We start from the raw sequence: 16305 nt of genomic DNA, 5'->3' as shown, positions 1-16305 counted from the left end.
ACCAAATGCTACCTTAAAATGAAAATACATTCAACACTGTGTTAATTAAAGAGGGAGGATGTGTGTACATTGAAAAATGCGGTTACCATTGAAGGAATTGCTAAGGGCTTTCATCAAAAAAAGGTCATTGGGTCATTGAACATGAATATTGAAAAAAACGGCATATTCGGCTTGTTAGGTCCATCCGGTTGCGGTAAGACGACGTTGATTAAAATGATTGTCGGATTGATTAAGCCGGATGCTGGAAAAATCACGGTTCTGGATCATGAAGTTCCAAATGAAGCACTGTTAATGGACGTTGGCTATATGGCACAGTCCGATGCTTTATATACAGAACTGACGGGTGCTGAAAATCTAGAATTTTTTGCGAAGCTTTATCGTTTATCGAAAAAGGAACGAAGGGAACGTATTCAATACGCAGCTGAAATCGTCCAATTAACGAATGATTTGAACATTCGGGTTGCGTATTATTCTGGGGGAATGAAACGCCGTCTGTCACTAGCGGTAGCACTCATCCAAAATCCTGCGATTCTCATTTTGGATGAACCGACCGTAGGCATAGACCCTGTCCTGAAACAATCCATTTGGCAGGAACTTGAGCGTTTAAGAAATGAAGATCATAAGACGATCCTTATAACGACGCATGTAATGGATGAAGCGGAGCGATGCGATAAACTAGCGATGCTGCGTGAAGGTGAAATCATCGCATCAGGTACCCCTGAAGCTTTAAAGGCACAATATGCAGTGGAAACGCTTGATGATGTTTTTCTGAAGATTGGAGGTGAGCGGTAATGCGAATTGCCTCCCTTGTTACTCGAATTACACAGCAGATGCGCCGAGATCGGAGGACTCTCGCATTATTTTTCCTTGCTCCATTGCTCATTTTAACGCTCATGTATTTTATTTTCGATACAGAAGCGAGTGATTTGAAAATCGCTGTTACAGGCAGTGATGAAACCATGGTTAAAGCATTGGAACAAGCAGGTTTTCAAGTAACGGTGGCCGAGAAGTTTTCAAAGAAAGTAATGATTGAAAAGAATACAGATGGCTGGTTGCATGCTGAAAATGGCAAAATGGAACTGACACTTTTGAACGACCAACCGTCTCGTGCAAAGGCCGTCCAAATGCAGCTTATGCAAGGGTTGCAAGGTCATGTCAAAACCACGCCGTTGATTGAGGAGCAATATGTATACGGGGATGCCAAAACTAAGGGTTTTGATACTTTCAGTCCGATGCTTGTGAGCTTTTTCGTTTTCTTTTTTGTCTTTTTAATAGCAGGGATTGCGCTTTTGAAGGAGCGTACAAGTGGAACGTTGGAACGGTTACTTGCTACACCGATTAGACGATACGAAATCGTGGCAGGTTATGTGATCGGATATGGATCATTTGCTCTGATTCAAACGATAATTGTCGTACTATATGCAGTAAATGTATTGGATATTGTGCTAGTTGGTTCCATTTGGCTCGTTTTATTGACCAATATACTTGTCGCACTCGTTGCATTATCACTCGGTACATTACTGTCGAGTTTCGCAACATCTGAATTCCAAATGGTACAGTTCATTCCACTGGTCATCGTGCCGCAAGTCTTCTTTACCGGGATTTTTCCATTGGATGGCATGGCAGACTGGCTGCAAAAAATCGGAAAAATCATGCCGCTATATTATGCATCGGATGCCATGAACGGCATCATGTACAAAGGTTTCACGTTCACGGATGTTTCGCTGGATTTATTGATTCTCCTAGCATTTTCAGTCATTTTTATCACCATCAATATCATTAGTTTAAAAAAATATCGCTCCTTATAAATGAATCATCAATAAACGGAAAAGCCGGATTCCTGGAATGTGAGGAACCGGCTTTTTGTTTTGCTGGACATTTGAGATGAAAGGGATGCATTCCTAAAGATACTCATCGGCCGAAATATCTGGATTCAGGACGAATTAATCTTTGCATCGGTTAGTTAATCGAAAAAGTTCTCGTGCTAAATGACAGGTCAATGTTCTGCAGTTTGTTGACGCCTTGTTCAAGATGCCCTAGGATAAAAAGATATGAATTATTTGGAAGGATATAGAAGGGGGTGAACCTACATGTCTCTTAAATCGGTCATGCTTTCACTTTTGCTGTCGCAAGTCCTGTTTTTGTGCGGTTTGCCTCTTTTCCTTAAGCTCCTATTATATTTGAATCCTTTGGTGATCATGGTTGTCTGGTTTTGTATACTTCTTTTCGTTTCGTTTGTGGTTCTTTATTTTCGAGGTGAAAGGGTCAAGATTCCGCGCCTTTTGTGGCAGGCAGTCGTGTGTGGCTACAGTTTATCATTATTAGTTTTGCTGTTCTTTCGGCCAAAAGGGCAGGTTTATTCGTATAATTTGATTCCTTTTTCTACGATTTTTTCTTATTTATCGAACGATATGAACCGGCTTGTGTCATTTTATAACCTTAGCGCCAATGTAGGGTTGTTCATTCCATTCGGGCTGTATTTATTGTCCAGGGAAGGGACTGAGCTATCCGCTTTAAGGAAATTTCTTTATCCCTTCATCTCGATTTCTGCCATCGAAATCTGTCAGTATGTTTTTCGGCGGGGAAGTTTGGATGTCGATGACCTGATACTGAATGTGATTGGTGTTTACCTGGGGTACATTCTGTATCCATTGTTCACGAGAGTGGTAGTGTTCCGTTCTGGAAAAGAAAAAGGATGAGTGGCAATGACAAATAAGTTAAACGAAAGGATGTTTTTCCATGTATAGCACTTTAGAAGAATTATCGAGCCATCCTGTGTTTCATTATTTTGCAGCGATTTCCAAAATCCCGAGAGGTTCGGCTAATGAAAAAGCGATTAGTGACTATCTGGTTCGCTTCGCTAAGGATAGGGATCTAGAGGTGATCCAGGATGAAGCGCTAAATGTCATCATCAAAAAGCCTGCCACAATCGGATATGAAAGTGCACCTACCATCATTATCCAGGGCCATATGGACATGGTCTGTGAAAAGAATAAGGGTACACTTCATGATTTTGAGAAAGATCCGCTTCAATTAAGGATTTTGGGAGATATGTTGTATGCGACGGATACAACATTAGGTGCGGATAATGGGATTGCTGTTGCATATGCTTTGGCATTATTGGATGCAAATGATATACCGCATCCTACTCTCGAAATAGTCATAACGACAGAAGAAGAAACGACGATGAATGGTGCACTTGCTGTGGATCCGGCACACTTCAAGGGGGAAATGCTGATCAATATCGATTCGGAGGAAGATGGAAAGCTGCTGGTCAGCTCTGCAGGAGGAATACGTGTGCGGCAGATCCTGCCAATCGGATGGGAATCGGCTTCCGTTGTTGATGATGTAACTTATAACATCAGGATTAAAGGGCTGAAGGGCGGACACTCCGGTATGTCCATCCATAAGGAAAGAGGGAACTCCAATAAACTTTTGGGCAGAGTATTACATGACTTAACGACAGACTTCCCTTGCTTCATACAGCAAATGAATGGGGGCCTGAAGGGGAATGCGATTCCTCGTGAAGCAGAGGCGACTGTACTGATTCATGGAGAAGATGAACATAAGATAACGGAGAGAATCCAACAATGGGAAGATACTTTTAAAAGCGAACTGCAATCTTCCGACCCTGAGGTATCGATTAGTTTTGAAAAGATCGAAACGATTTCTTCAAACGTTTTTTCCAAAGAGACGATGACTAAAGCCATTGCCTCCTTACTGGTAATCCCGCATGGCGTTCAAGGAATGAGCATGGGAATAGAAGGGTTAGTGGAAAGTTCGACGAATCTAGGGGTCGTTACAACGAATGAAGCGGAAATGAAATTCGAAAGTGAAATCAGGAGTTCGGTCAAAAGCATCAAATATAATATGGTCACGCAAGCAAAGGCGATTGCCGACATGCTTGGATGCGCGCTATTGGTTGACGCGGATTATCCGGAATGGCCCTATAATCCAGATTCGAAACTCAAGAGATTATTTGAAGAGACATACAAAGAAAAATATCATGAAGATATTGAAATCATTGCTGTCCATGCAGGCATCGAGTGTGGGGTATTCATAGATAAGTTACCTGGGTTGGATACAGTTTCAATCGGACCGGATATGTTTTCCGTACATACTCCTGATGAACACTTAAGCATCCCCTCGACCATAAATAATTGGGAATACTTCATTTATACATTAAAAAGGATGAAGGATCTATAAACAACTGCATATCTGGGGAACAGTTAATAGATTTGGAGACATCCTATCGTTCAACGATAGGATGCCTCTTTTTTTTAGTTGAAATAAGGAACAGCTCGAGGATATGCACAGTACACTTTATTGTTTTCTACTGTTTATGAAACTCTCGCTGGATTGAAGAAATTTGCGACACCCCTGAGGAAGGTATAGAGAAATGTGGGTGTGAAATATAGAATGGTCGTGGAATGGAGTAAGAAATACTAGATGGAACATATACTTTAAATACTAAGTTGCCTACTGAAGAAGTTGAATTGGAGATTTCGATTCTCACCGTTTTTTTCTTTACCGATAAATCCCAAAATCTTATCTCCTCGGTATGGTTCATTCATCTTTTTTTTTTTAATCCGGATTGTCATGAAGTGACTACAGCCTGATTTCTTTCAATGGGGAATCAGGCTTTTAATGGTTTTCAGCCATGGGGAATTAATAACAGTACACCTAGTGCGATGATGATAAAGAATAAATAGCTTTCGAATTTCTTCTCAGGAATTCGCTTATTAATGAAGATTCCAAGAGCTGTCGCCAATAATATAGCTGGAATGGAATAGCCGAAAAGGATCAGTGAATCGGCTGTCCATAGTCCGCCTAGCGCATGCCCCGTCACCACCAGGATTCCGGATATAAGAAAATGGGCTTGCAATGTTCCGCGGAATCGATCTGGATTCCATCTTCGTAATGTTCCATAGACGACGACTGGCACTCCATTAAAGTTATAGGCGCTGCCAAGGGCTCCCGAAGCAAAACCAAACGGCCATACCCATGCCTTTGAGTTAAGTAACGGTTTATCCACAACCTGAAAAAGTTTTTGCTTAATGAGAGAGTATCCTCCGTATACAATCAAAAAAACACCGAGTGCAGAAGTAATGATCATTGCAGGTGCGTAATGGAGTAAAGCCAGGCCAGCTGGTATGCCGATCACCGTTGCGAGTGCCAATCTGATTAATACCGAGCGTTCGATATGCCGCCATCCACTAACTACAGTTAGTGAAGCGACGGTAAGGCCTGCCAGCCCAATCAGGGAAACCGAAGTGTTAAGCGGAATGTGGAGTAAGGCAAGCAGAGGCATGCTGACAATCGCTTCACCGAACCCGAACATCGTCCGCATCAAGGCACCGATAAAGACTGCCGCTACCACCAATATGATACTGCTGATCGTCATTATTTCACCTCCTGGAGCAAGAAATTACCCTTCTTTAATTATACCATAACAAACCGGATTTGTTTGATGGAACCCCGCTTTAGAACGAGTGATTTGAGGTTTGATTTCGCCTCTGTAACGCGTTTGATATGTTTTTTAATGGAGAGGTACGTGGGATTATTTTCGTTGCCTAGGAGGTTGGTATTGGGGTTGGGAAGTGGATGCGTATTTTGTGATGTAATGTGTTGATAAAGATGGAAGATTCTTTGTTTAATTGAATTGGATGTGCGGGCTTTCTTACAGATTAATAGAGGTAACGAAGGATGGTTTGCGGAAATATGTTACGGGCAATACATTTAGGGAGGCATTTTTTCCATGCAAGAAGCTTTAAAGAGATATTCATAGCCTTTCATTGGATTTCGTACCAGGAAAGGCTATGACTTCGAGAATAATTTGACCTGGAATCCTATCTGCTGTAACTTTGGAAAAAATTTGTTTAAAAAGACCTATTAAATCCTTATTTGATAAATAAAAACACTTGATTTTGAAAAAAGATCGATAGTTCAGCTTTTAAGCTAACTCACTTGATAGTTGCTAAACAAACAAGGTTGCAGGAAAGCTTGTCAACACCTTGTTTAATTCTTTACATTTTTACGCTTATCAAAAAGATTAATCAAACTAGCAATAATCACAATAAAAATTGAAAACACAACGCCCTTAATAAAAGTGAAGTCTAAAATAAAATATGAAACCATTAATAAAGCAACAAATAATCTACGATAGTGGGCATCTTGTATCAATTTTTGCTCGATTTTCAATTCAATTCCTCCTTGATCATTATGTAAATTCAATATTTCAAAACCATTCAAGGTACAGCCCGCCCCTTTAGTTCATTAAGGAAAACCAAAATCCAGCATTCATTCGGTTTTTATAAAAGATTACACTTAATTCAAGATGGTGCAACTTTTTTTATGAACCGTTCATTTTTATAATCATCTAAGAAACTTCTTTTAATCGAAGGTAAAAGAAGAAAAATGAAGAATAAGTATGTATCGATTTATATTTAAGGATTTTGGGGTGGTAACATGACAAGAGTAAAACTGGAAATCATTAAGAAACCAGCTTTTAATGCTGTCGGCTATAAATAGCAGGGCACTTTTGAAGAAGCGGGAAAAGGCGGCATTCACGCTTTGCATGTCCAAATGAAAGAGAACGCTAGATTTGTTCAACCTATCATTGATCCCGATGTTTTGCTGGGTATTGACTATCACAATATTCCAGGTGGGTTCACGCATTATATCGCAGTGGAAGTGTCTGCTGGCCATCCAGTTCCGGATTGCATGGAATCATTGAACATTCCCGAACGCTGGTACGCCCGCCATACACATGAAAGGGGAGAAGATATAACCAGCACTTATGAAATGATATCAGATAGAATTAGAGAGTGTGGGTATCGACCATTAAAAGAGGAAAACATGGAGGTGTACGACCAACTGCCAATAAAGTTGGAATTATATAAGATTGACATGATAGGGTCAGAGGATCCCGAGTTTGAGATATTAATTCCAATTGAAAGTGGGTCAAACGAAGGTAAAGCAGAAATAGATTGAAATTCATCATGTTGAATCAATATGGCATAAATCAAAGACTGGGGAGAGATTTGAATATCTCCCTTTTTTTATGACAGTTTGTAAATTTAGGTATAAAGTCCAAAGTTAGTTTAAATAAATATCCATACTATTATCCTATTAAATAATTTTATTGGGATAGCTTCAATCGGTTAATAGGCATTATGGATTAAGTATAATGAAAATATTCTGTTAATAATTTGTGTGATATTGTAAATTTATTTTAAAATTGGATTATTTTATTGTAATATAGGATATACACGAATCTTTACAGGAAAAAAGTAGGGGGGATTTGTGTAAAAAGATTAACACTTATTCAGGTTTTTGGAAAAGTATGTCGATTTCACGGATAGGTTGACAAAATATTATGTCAATATAGAACTAATGGGGGGAAACTCTAATGGGGAAAAAGAAAATATTTAAAATTGCATCAGCTACAGTAATGGCCGCGACAACGATCGTAGCAGTAGCTCCGGCACCATCAGATGCTGCTACTAGCCTGAACAGTAAAATCAAGACGGCGAAGGCCACCATCAAAAAGCCATTCGATACCTATTTCTACTCTTCTAAACTCGCTTCCGTGTCCACTGTCGAGAAACAAATCAAGTCGGCTAAACAAGCTAAAAAAGACATCAACTCTACCATAAAAAAATCAATGTTAAGCAAAAAAGAAAAAGATGACAAATACAAAGAAATCGAGGCCTATGATAAATATATCACACGTTCAGAAGGCTATGTAAAAGGATATAAAGCGGCTGAAAAAGCAAAAGCTGCTCATGATAAGGCGATTAATGCCTTTACGAATTCGGTCATTGCCAAGAAATCCAATGATATCAGGGATCTATACAATGCATTGGATAAATCCGTGAAAAAGACAGACAAAGATATTAAAGATACGGTGTACGGTGCGAAGATTGAAAAGCTTTTATATGATAAATTCACTAAATCAACCAAAACAGCTTTGAACGGTGACCTAAAAGTGCCGTACTACTATGAAAAAGTAGCTTACTGGGTCAAGAAAGGTGAATTAAAGACCGCGGACAATCGGATGAAAACCGTTTCTTCACAGTTGAAAAAGGTCAGCAAAACATCAAAGCTCGGTAAAGCCATCCATGCTTATGTAAAAGAAGTGACAGGTAAGTATGATGATGCGGTATATGCAGAAAAGAAAAAAGAAGTGGCAAAACGGGTAAATGCCTATGTTGCTCTTGCCAACGGGGAGCTTAAAACGAAAGAGCAGATTAAAGCGGCTAAAAAAGCGAGGGCCGCCATTCATTTCAATGGAATCAAGGATTCCGATCGAAAGAAATTCGAAGAGGAAATAGCGCTGGCTGATAAAAAAGTGGCTGCTGCTAAAGAAGCTTTAAAGCCGAAGGCCATCACGCTTTCCTTGATGCATACGAATGATACGCATGCCCACCTCGACAATGTGGCTAAAAGGGTGACAGCTGTTAAAGAAGTGCGTAAGGAAAAGCCGCAAGCCCTTTTGGTGGATGCTGGTGATGTCTTCTCGGGGACACTTTATTTTAATGAATTCAAGGGACAAGCAGATCTTCGCTTCATGAATTTAATGAAATATGACGTCATGACATTTGGAAATCATGAGTTTGATTTGGGATCAAGCGGTGAAGGGCATCAAGCATTGGCTGACTTTGTTAAGGGGGCACAGTTCCCGTTTGTCAGCTCGAATGTGGACTTCTCCAAAGATGATAAGTTCAAGGGGCTATTCACAGATCTGATTTCTAGTAAACCAGAGCAAGGGAAGATCTACAATGGAATCGTGAAAGAAGTGGATGGTCAAAAGGTAGGGTTCTTCGGGCTTACGACTGAAGAAACGAAAGATATTTCTAGTCCTGGAAGTATTGAATTTGAAAACTATCTTGAAGAAGCCGAAAAAGCGATCGAAGCGTTCGAAGGCATGGGTGTGAATAAGATCGTTGCCATCTCCCATATTGGTTATGATGACAATGCAGCTTATGACAATGACCTAACACTAGCTGCCAAGGTCAAAGGGATCGATGTGATTGTGGGCGGGCATAGTCATACGCAGTTAGATGCTCCGGTGGTTATTGACAAGGATGACAAAGGGAAAACGAAAGAGCCAACTGTCATTGTTCAAGGGTATCAGTATAGTGACTTTTTAGGAACGGTCGATGTGAATTTTGATAAGAAAGGTAAGATTGTCGGACAAGCTGGTAAGCTGATCAAGCTTGCTGAAAAACAGGATGATGCTGAGGCAGCAGAAGAGCTCGAAACGTACTCCTCAAAGATTAAGGAGCTGAAAGAAACGAAGACAGGTGCAACAGCTGTGAAGGCCTTGGAAAGTCCGCGTGATGGAGGCGTTGAAACGAATCCGAGCGTTCGTAAAAATGAAACGGAACTGGGCAATTTAATTACGGATGGAATGCTTAGTAAAGCAAAAGAGTTTAATAAAGATGTGGTCATCGCTTTCCAAAATGGCGGGGGAATCCGTGCTTCTATCGATCAAGGTGAAATCACTTTAGGGGAAATACTTACCGTTTTACCGTTTGGGAATACACTGGCGACGATGAAGCTGACGGGTGCAGAAATCACGGAAGCATTAGAGCATAGTGTAAGCCTGGCACCTAAGGAAAATGGCGGCTTTCTGCATGTATCAGGAATGAAATTCAGTTACGATAGTTCGAAGGAAGCAGGCAATCGTGTGAACAAGGTTGAAGTCCTGGGCCAAGATGGAACTTATTCCGAATTGGATGCAACGAAGGTATATGTTGTGGCAACCAACGCTTTTACAGCTAAGGGCGGGGATGGATTCACCGTTTTCAAGAAGGCTTATGAAGAAGGAAGAGTGACGGATCTTGGGCTCTCCGATTGGGAAAATCTACGGGATTATGTAAGTGGTCTGAAAACGGTCGATCCAAGCATCGAGGGACGCATTAAAGATGTGGCCGGAAACCCTACAGATCCGACTGTGGTATTGGCGAAAGACTTTGGAGGAACGGCTGATGCACCGAAAACACATGAAGGTAATGTGGTTGTGGACATCACGGATTTCGCTTCATTAAAAGATGCAGTGGTAAAAGGGAATCTTACATTAACAGGAACTCCTCCTGATAGCTTTACTTTTTCAAATGTTACAGTCGAGGGCAATTTGGATTTATCGGGGCTTAATGGGAAAACCGTGAACATGAGCGGTGTCACCGTGAACGGCGAGACCATTCTTTAAATGGCATCGCAATGAAAGCTGCTTGAGGCGGACCTTAGAATATGCAGTACGTAAAAAGTTGGAGGGGTTGAGATCTTGAAGAAGAATGGGATAAGCAAGCTTTTCTTTGCTATATTGTTCGTGCTATCAACAATTTTGCCATATGCAGCCGATGCGAAAGCAGAAGGGACAATAACAGTAGCGGAAGCCATTAATAATAACAGTGGAACGGCGACGGTGAAGGGGTGCATCGTCGGCACAGCTAAAAGCGGTACAAGCTATCAACAAACATCGCCCTTTACTGAAAGTACGAATATTGGAATAGCTGATAATCCGGATGAAACGGATGTAAAGAAAATCATGCCTGTCCAGCTTCCGTCCGGAAACATTCGTACGTCATTGAATCTAGTCGACCATCCGGAATTACTCAAAGCACAGGTGACGATCACGGGAAAACTGGAAAAATATTTTTCCGTACCTGGTCTTAAATCGGCAACGGATTACACCATCATCTCTGATGGAGGAACACCTCCTGAACAGCCTGATGTGAAGGTTCTGGAGTCTATTGCCGAGGCACGTACGAATACCGAAGATGTCGTGCAGGTTGATGGGGTGGTTACGACAGGGCTCGGCTTTTGGGGAGGAAAAGGCTTTTATATCCAAGATGAAACGGCTGGGCTATATGTTTATGCTTCTTCATGGCCTGCGGATGTAAAGCAAGGGGATGAGGTTCGTTTAATCGGCCAAGTGTCCGCTTATAATAAAGAATTACAAATTCAACCAACCTCCTTGGAAGTCGTCTCTTCAGGTAATGAGCTTCCTGAAATCCAAAAAGTTGATGCATCCGGCGTCAATGGGGATACACAAGGTGAGTTGGTAACGATTGAAGAAGCAACCATTACAGGATTGGAAGCATCAGGAACATACGGAACATTTGAATTCAAGGCGACAGATGCTAAAGGAAACTCTGTGATCGTTCGTCATGATAACCGGAACGGTTCGAATTATGATGACTTCCTGAAGAGCTTTAAGGAAGGCGATGTCATTTCCGTTACCGGAATCGCATCGCAGTTCAATGACACATATCAATTGAAGCCGCGTGGTATTGAAGATTATGAACTAGTCAACAAACCGGCCGTTTACACGGATATTTTCCCTGGTACGGTTAGTGAAAATACAAAAGTATCACTTGAATCGGGTTGGAAAGAAGCGAAGATCCATTATACGCTGGATGGATCCACTCCGACTTCTTCAAGTACCTTGTACACTGAGCCTATTGTTTTAATGAAAGATACGGTCATAAAGGCAATCGCTGTCAACGACAAAACATCGGAGGTTTTTACATTTGCCTATACCGTTACCAAAACCAATGAATTGAAGATACGTGACATCCAGGGGATGAATCATTTTTCATCGTATGAGAATCAACTCGTCTCAGATGTGGAAGGTGTCGTCACTTATGTAAAAGATGCGAATAACTTTTACATGCAGGATCCGAATCCGGATAAGGACTTAACGACTTCAGAGGGAATACTTGTGTACAGCAAAGTACATGGCCTAAAAGCGGGAGACCATGTCAAAGTGGCCGGTAAAGTCGTCGAGTGGTATATCGAAGGATATTCGGAGATGAAAATGACGGATCTGCCAACAACTGAATTGACGAATACGACCATTGAAAAACTTGGCACGAAAGAGATTCCAAAACCGATTGTCATTGGTAAAGATGTCACTCCACCGTCTGAAAATATAGATGATGATAGATTGACGGATTTTAATCCAAACGAAGACGGTATTGATTTTTACGAGAGCTTGGAAGGGATGCTCGTACAAGTTTATAATCCGAAAGTGGTTGCACCACAAGACTACGGTGAATTGGTCGTGATTCCGGGAAATATGGAGACGACGACTGCCGTTCAAGGCGTCAAAATAACGGAAACGGACTTCAATCCTGAAAGAATTACTTTGGATTTGGATGATGAATCATTTGTAGCGAAAACAGGGGATTCTTTTGAAGGGCCAGTTTCGGGCGTCATCAGTTATGGGTATAGCAACTATCGGGTATTGACGAATAAAAACCAGCTGCCAACGTTGAAGGATGGCGGTACGGCTCGGGAAGTGACATCTTTAGAGAAGGATTCCGATAAACTATCGATTGCTTCCTATAATATAGAAAATTTCTCTACGCAAACTGCTAACGCGAAAGTTGAAACGATTGCAACATCCATCATTACTAACCTTAAACAGCCGGATATCATCGGCGTAACGGAAATGCAGGATAATGATGGAGCAACAGATAGCGGGACAACGGATTCTGCTCAAAGCGCCAAAAAGTTGACCGACAAAATAAAAGCATTAGGCGGACCGCAATATCAATTCATCGATATCGCGCCAGAAGATAAACTTGATGGCGGGGCTCCTGGCGGGAATATCCGTGTAGGCTTTTTATATAATGTGGACCGTGTCAAATTAACGGAGGGGACGAAAGGGACAGCGACACAATCCGTAGCCTTCAAAGACGGAAAACTTACCTTGAACCCTGGTCGAATCGAGCCTACTAATTCTGCCTTCACTTCAAGTCGAAAGCCTTTGGCCGCTCAATTCGAATTTAAAGGGGAAAGTGTAGTGGTAGTGGCCAATCATTTTAATTCAAAGGGCGGCGACCAGCCATTATTCGGCAAGAACCAACCTCCTGTGCTTTCAAGTGAGACGCAAAGGCTTAAAATTGCCTCCATCGTCAATGGGTTTGTCAGTGATATCAAGTCACAGGAAGCCAAGGCAAATATCGTGTTGCTTGGAGATTTTAATGACTATGAATTTTCGGCACCGCTTAAAACATTAAAGGGTAAAGACTTAACCAATATGATCGAGAAGGTCCCTTTTGAAAAACGTTATTCTTACACATATCAAGGTAATTCCCAAGTACTGGACCATATCCTGGTATCAAATAATATGGCGGCTGCAACGAAAGTCGATATTGTCCATATTAACTCATCCTTCATGGAAGTGCATGGACGGGCAAGCGATCACGATCCTGTATTGATTCAAACCGCTTTAACTGAATCAGGGGGAGTTGAACCAGTTGCTCCAGACAAAACGTATCATTTAACGAACGTTAAAACAAAAAAACTTACGATTGATTCACCTAGTGCTTTGATCGATCTTGATGAAACGTCCAAAATCGAAGAAGGCATCTTGCTAAAAGGTTCTTATGCTGTACTGAAAGGTCTTGGGCTGAAAGATGTAACTGTAACGATCAAACCGGATAAGGAAGGCGCGGTCATTGATTTTGGAGGCATGGCGGTGAAGGAAGTCATCATTGATAACGCCAATGTAAAAGAAATCAGAGGTGCTGAAAATGTTCAGAAGTGGTCTGTAACGGAAGGTGTCGACACGAAGAATATCAAGTTTTTCGATTCAAAAGGGGAAGCAATTGCTTCTCCTTTTGACACTAGAGAGAATCAAGCACCTATCGTAACGAAAAACTTGGCAAATTTAGAAGTTAAAGTCGGTTCCAAGGTCACGATTGATTTGAGTGAGCACGTAACAGATCCGGATGGAGATCCACTGACCTTTTCATCCACCATCGGTACAGTTGTAGGCTCGACATTAACTCTTCCTACAAATGAAGCGGGAACATACCTTGTCGCAGTCAAGGCTGAGGACAAACAATCGGAAGTGGTTGCCCGTTTCACTTTAACCGTATCGAATGATATGCAGCTTGAATCATACTACGAATCGGCAACAGGTAAAACAGGAACGGAATTGAAGTCGGTTCTGTATTCGATAATCAAGGGTCATACGATGTTATCCTATGATCAAGTATGGAATGCCCTTAAAGAAACGGATGAAGATCCGGATAACAGCAATAATGTCATTTTGCTTTACTCTGGAAAATCGATTTCGAAGAACTCTAATGGGGGAAATGCGGGACAATGGAACCGTGAACATGTATGGGCCAAGTCCCACGGTGATTTTGGAACAAGCAAAGGCCCAGGGACCGATCTTCATCACCTCCGTCCCGCTGATGTATCAGTGAATGGCAAACGGGGCCATCTTGATTTCGACGAGGGCGGTCAAACATATAGCGGATGTGCATGTAAGTTTGATGCTGATTCATGGGAGCCGCCGGACCAGGTTAAAGGCGATATAGCCCGGATGATATTTTACATGGCCGTCCGTTATGAAGGAAACGGTGAGTTGGATCTTGAATTATCCGATACAGTCAATACGTATCCGAAGCCGCTTCATGGAAAGCTGTCGACTCTTTTGAAATGGAATGATCTCGACCCTGTCGACGATTTCGAAAGCCATCGTAATGATGTCATTTATGATTGGCAGAATAACCGCAATCCATTCATCGATCATCCTGAATGGGCGTCCGAGATTTGGGGTGCCGCTAAATCCAACGATGAGAAAAAAGCGAGTTAAATCGGAGATAGAAGGGGAAAGCAGCCTGATGGCTGCTTTTTTTTATTTTTAATTGTTGTAAGTAATGTTATTAATTATTGTAATATACTGAAAAATCAATCATTACTTTCGCTTTAAAAATTAAAAGTTTTTGTAGGTATGAGTACTAATATATGTTAATATGAGAAAATAAATGAAAGGGTTTACATTGTTAGATGAAATAAAGCTATCTTAATATAATAATAGTGAATTTAATTCTATTCCTTATTTTTCGTAAGAAATTCTTAATTGATTAAGAACTAGAGACAGCCAACTACGAAAAAAAAACAATGGACCGATGAGTGTTCTTTAATCGGAAAATTGAAGATGAATTAGTAGTTCGATTTAAATATTAGGTCAAAGTATACTTACTAATCACTAAGAGGAGAGAAGTTAATGGGAATTTTAAAAGGAACGGCCTTATTATTATTGGTACTTGGTTTATTTTCATTATTCAGTTTTAAAGCCCCAAAAGGGATGAAAGCAATGGGTGCACTTGCCAATGCAGCGGTTGCCGCTTTTCTAGTGGAAGCATTTCAGCGGTATGTCGGAGGGGATTTATTCAATATTAAATTCCTTGGAGAAGTAGGGGATGCGGCAGGAAGCATGGGGGGCGTTGCAGCGGCTTCACTTGTTGCATTAGCACTAGGGGTTTCTCCCGTATATGCTATATTACTTGGTGTTTCATGTGCGGGCTTAGGTTTGCTGCCTGGATTTTTCGCAGGGTATCTTGTTGCTTTCCTTGTGAAAGTCATCGAGAAAAAAGTTCCTGCTGGATTGGATTTAATCGTTACCATCATCATTGCAGCGCCGCTCGTCCGGTTTATTGGTGAGAATTTAACGCCTTTGGTGAATGCAACGCTTTTGAATATCGGTGGAATCATTAAGGAAACGGCAAACAGTAATCCAATCTTGATGGGAATCATTCTTGGAGGGGTCATAACGGTCGTCGCCACTGCACCATTAAGCTCGATGGCATTGACAGCAATGCTTGGATTGACGGGACTTCCTATGGCAATCGGGGCACTTGCAGTATTTGGATCATCTTTCATGAACTTTGTTTTGTTCGATCGCTTGAAATTTGGAGACAGAAGTACTACAATTGCGGTTGCGATTGAACCTTTGACACAAGCAGATATCATATCCGCCAATCCCATTCCTGTGTATTCCACCAATTTCATTGGCGGAGCGGCTGCAGGTGTGGTTGTGGCCATGTTTGGTTTAGTGAATAATGCAACAGGGACGGCAACACCTATCGCAGGGTTGGCAGTCATGTACGGTTTCAATGATCCAGTAAAAGTGACGATCACTGCTGGGATATGCGCAGTTGTTGGAGCAACGGTAGGTTTCCTTGGCTCGCTCGTATTCAAGAATTATAAGATTAGGACTGTTTCAGAAATAAGGGTGAATGAAGAACAAAAAGCGGCATAATGAAAGACGGTTAGCCGAATCTTTTGCCAGGAAAAGGGGCATTACACAATGAAGTACAGATCTGCATTCGATATAATCGGTCCCGTCATGATTGGACCTTCCAGTTCACATACAGCAGGAGCTGCCAGAATTGGCAGGGTAGCAAGGACACTATTCGGAAAGCAACCGAAGAAAGCCATTATTTCTTTATATGGTTCTTTTGCAAAAACATACAGGGGACACGGTACGGATGT

General features: G+C 41.4%; 11 protein-coding genes. 9 read left to right on the top strand and 2 right to left on the bottom strand.

The genetic code is table 11. From position 1 onward, the window contains the following. Nucleotides 1-69: 69 nt before the first annotated feature. From ACFWE9_RS14090 to ACFWE9_RS14075, 4 genes are all read left to right on the top strand, one after another. The gene (locus ACFWE9_RS14090; protein WP_230158944.1) at nt 70-792 is read left to right on the top strand and encodes an ABC transporter ATP-binding protein; all 723 of its coding nucleotides are present in this window, start codon (nt 70-72) and stop codon (nt 790-792) included. Beyond that, nucleotides 792-1808, top strand: a complete 1017-nt coding sequence (locus ACFWE9_RS14085) for an ABC transporter permease (RefSeq protein WP_230158945.1) — start codon at nt 792-794, stop codon at nt 1806-1808. The genes ACFWE9_RS14090 and ACFWE9_RS14085 overlap by 1 nt, the downstream gene beginning before the upstream one ends. A gap of 282 nt (nt 1809-2090) precedes the next feature. Then, on the top strand, nt 2091-2699 hold the full coding sequence (locus ACFWE9_RS14080; RefSeq protein WP_377357283.1) for a VanZ family protein: 609 nt from the start codon (nt 2091-2093) through the stop codon (nt 2697-2699). 40 nt (nt 2700-2739) lie between these two features. Then, nucleotides 2740-4206 carry an aminoacyl-histidine dipeptidase gene (locus tag ACFWE9_RS14075; RefSeq protein WP_377357281.1) on the top strand — a complete coding sequence of 489 codons (1467 nt, stop codon included), beginning with the start codon at nt 2740-2742 and terminating at the stop codon, nt 4204-4206. A 448-nt stretch (nt 4207-4654) separates the two neighbouring features. On the opposite strand, the gene ACFWE9_RS14070 is transcribed toward ACFWE9_RS14075, so the two are convergent. Both ACFWE9_RS14070 and ACFWE9_RS14065 read right to left on the bottom strand, forming a co-directional pair. Beyond that, nucleotides 4655-5404: a sulfite exporter TauE/SafE family protein gene (locus tag ACFWE9_RS14070; protein WP_230158950.1), complete on the bottom strand. Its 750-nt coding sequence runs from the start codon at nt 5402-5404 to the stop codon at nt 4655-4657. 614 nt (nt 5405-6018) lie between these two features. Then, nucleotides 6019-6201, bottom strand: a complete 183-nt coding sequence (locus ACFWE9_RS14065) for a hypothetical protein (protein WP_230158951.1) — start codon at nt 6199-6201, stop codon at nt 6019-6021. Between the two features lie 372 nt (nt 6202-6573). Between ACFWE9_RS14065 and ACFWE9_RS14060 the strand changes: the two genes are divergently transcribed. The 5 genes from ACFWE9_RS14060 to ACFWE9_RS14040 all read left to right on the top strand — a co-directional run. Continuing rightward, nucleotides 6574-6993 carry a GyrI-like domain-containing protein gene (locus ACFWE9_RS14060; RefSeq protein WP_377357279.1) on the top strand — a complete coding sequence of 140 codons (420 nt, stop codon included), beginning with the start codon at nt 6574-6576 and terminating at the stop codon, nt 6991-6993. 418 nt (nt 6994-7411) lie between these two features. Continuing rightward, nucleotides 7412-10216 carry a bifunctional metallophosphatase/5'-nucleotidase gene (locus tag ACFWE9_RS14055; protein WP_377357277.1) on the top strand — a complete coding sequence of 935 codons (2805 nt, stop codon included), beginning with the start codon at nt 7412-7414 and terminating at the stop codon, nt 10214-10216. 75 nt (nt 10217-10291) lie between these two features. Next, the gene (locus ACFWE9_RS14050) at nt 10292-14623 is read left to right on the top strand and encodes an endonuclease (RefSeq protein WP_377357275.1); all 4332 of its coding nucleotides are present in this window, start codon (nt 10292-10294) and stop codon (nt 14621-14623) included. 414 nt (nt 14624-15037) lie between these two features. Beyond that, nucleotides 15038-16072: a PTS sugar transporter subunit IIC gene (locus ACFWE9_RS14045; RefSeq protein ID WP_230158955.1), complete on the top strand. Its 1035-nt coding sequence runs from the start codon at nt 15038-15040 to the stop codon at nt 16070-16072. Between the two features lie 48 nt (nt 16073-16120). After that, on the top strand, nt 16121-16305 hold a 185-nt coding region (locus ACFWE9_RS14040; protein WP_377357273.1), incomplete at its 3' end, for a serine dehydratase beta chain.

Source organism: Peribacillus sp. NPDC060253 (genome assembly GCF_042727425.1).
GTDB lineage: Bacteria > Bacillota > Bacilli > Bacillales > DSM-1321 > Peribacillus.
The sequence above is the reverse complement of the archived record's forward strand: the minus strand, read 5'-3'. Positions and strand labels throughout refer to the sequence as shown.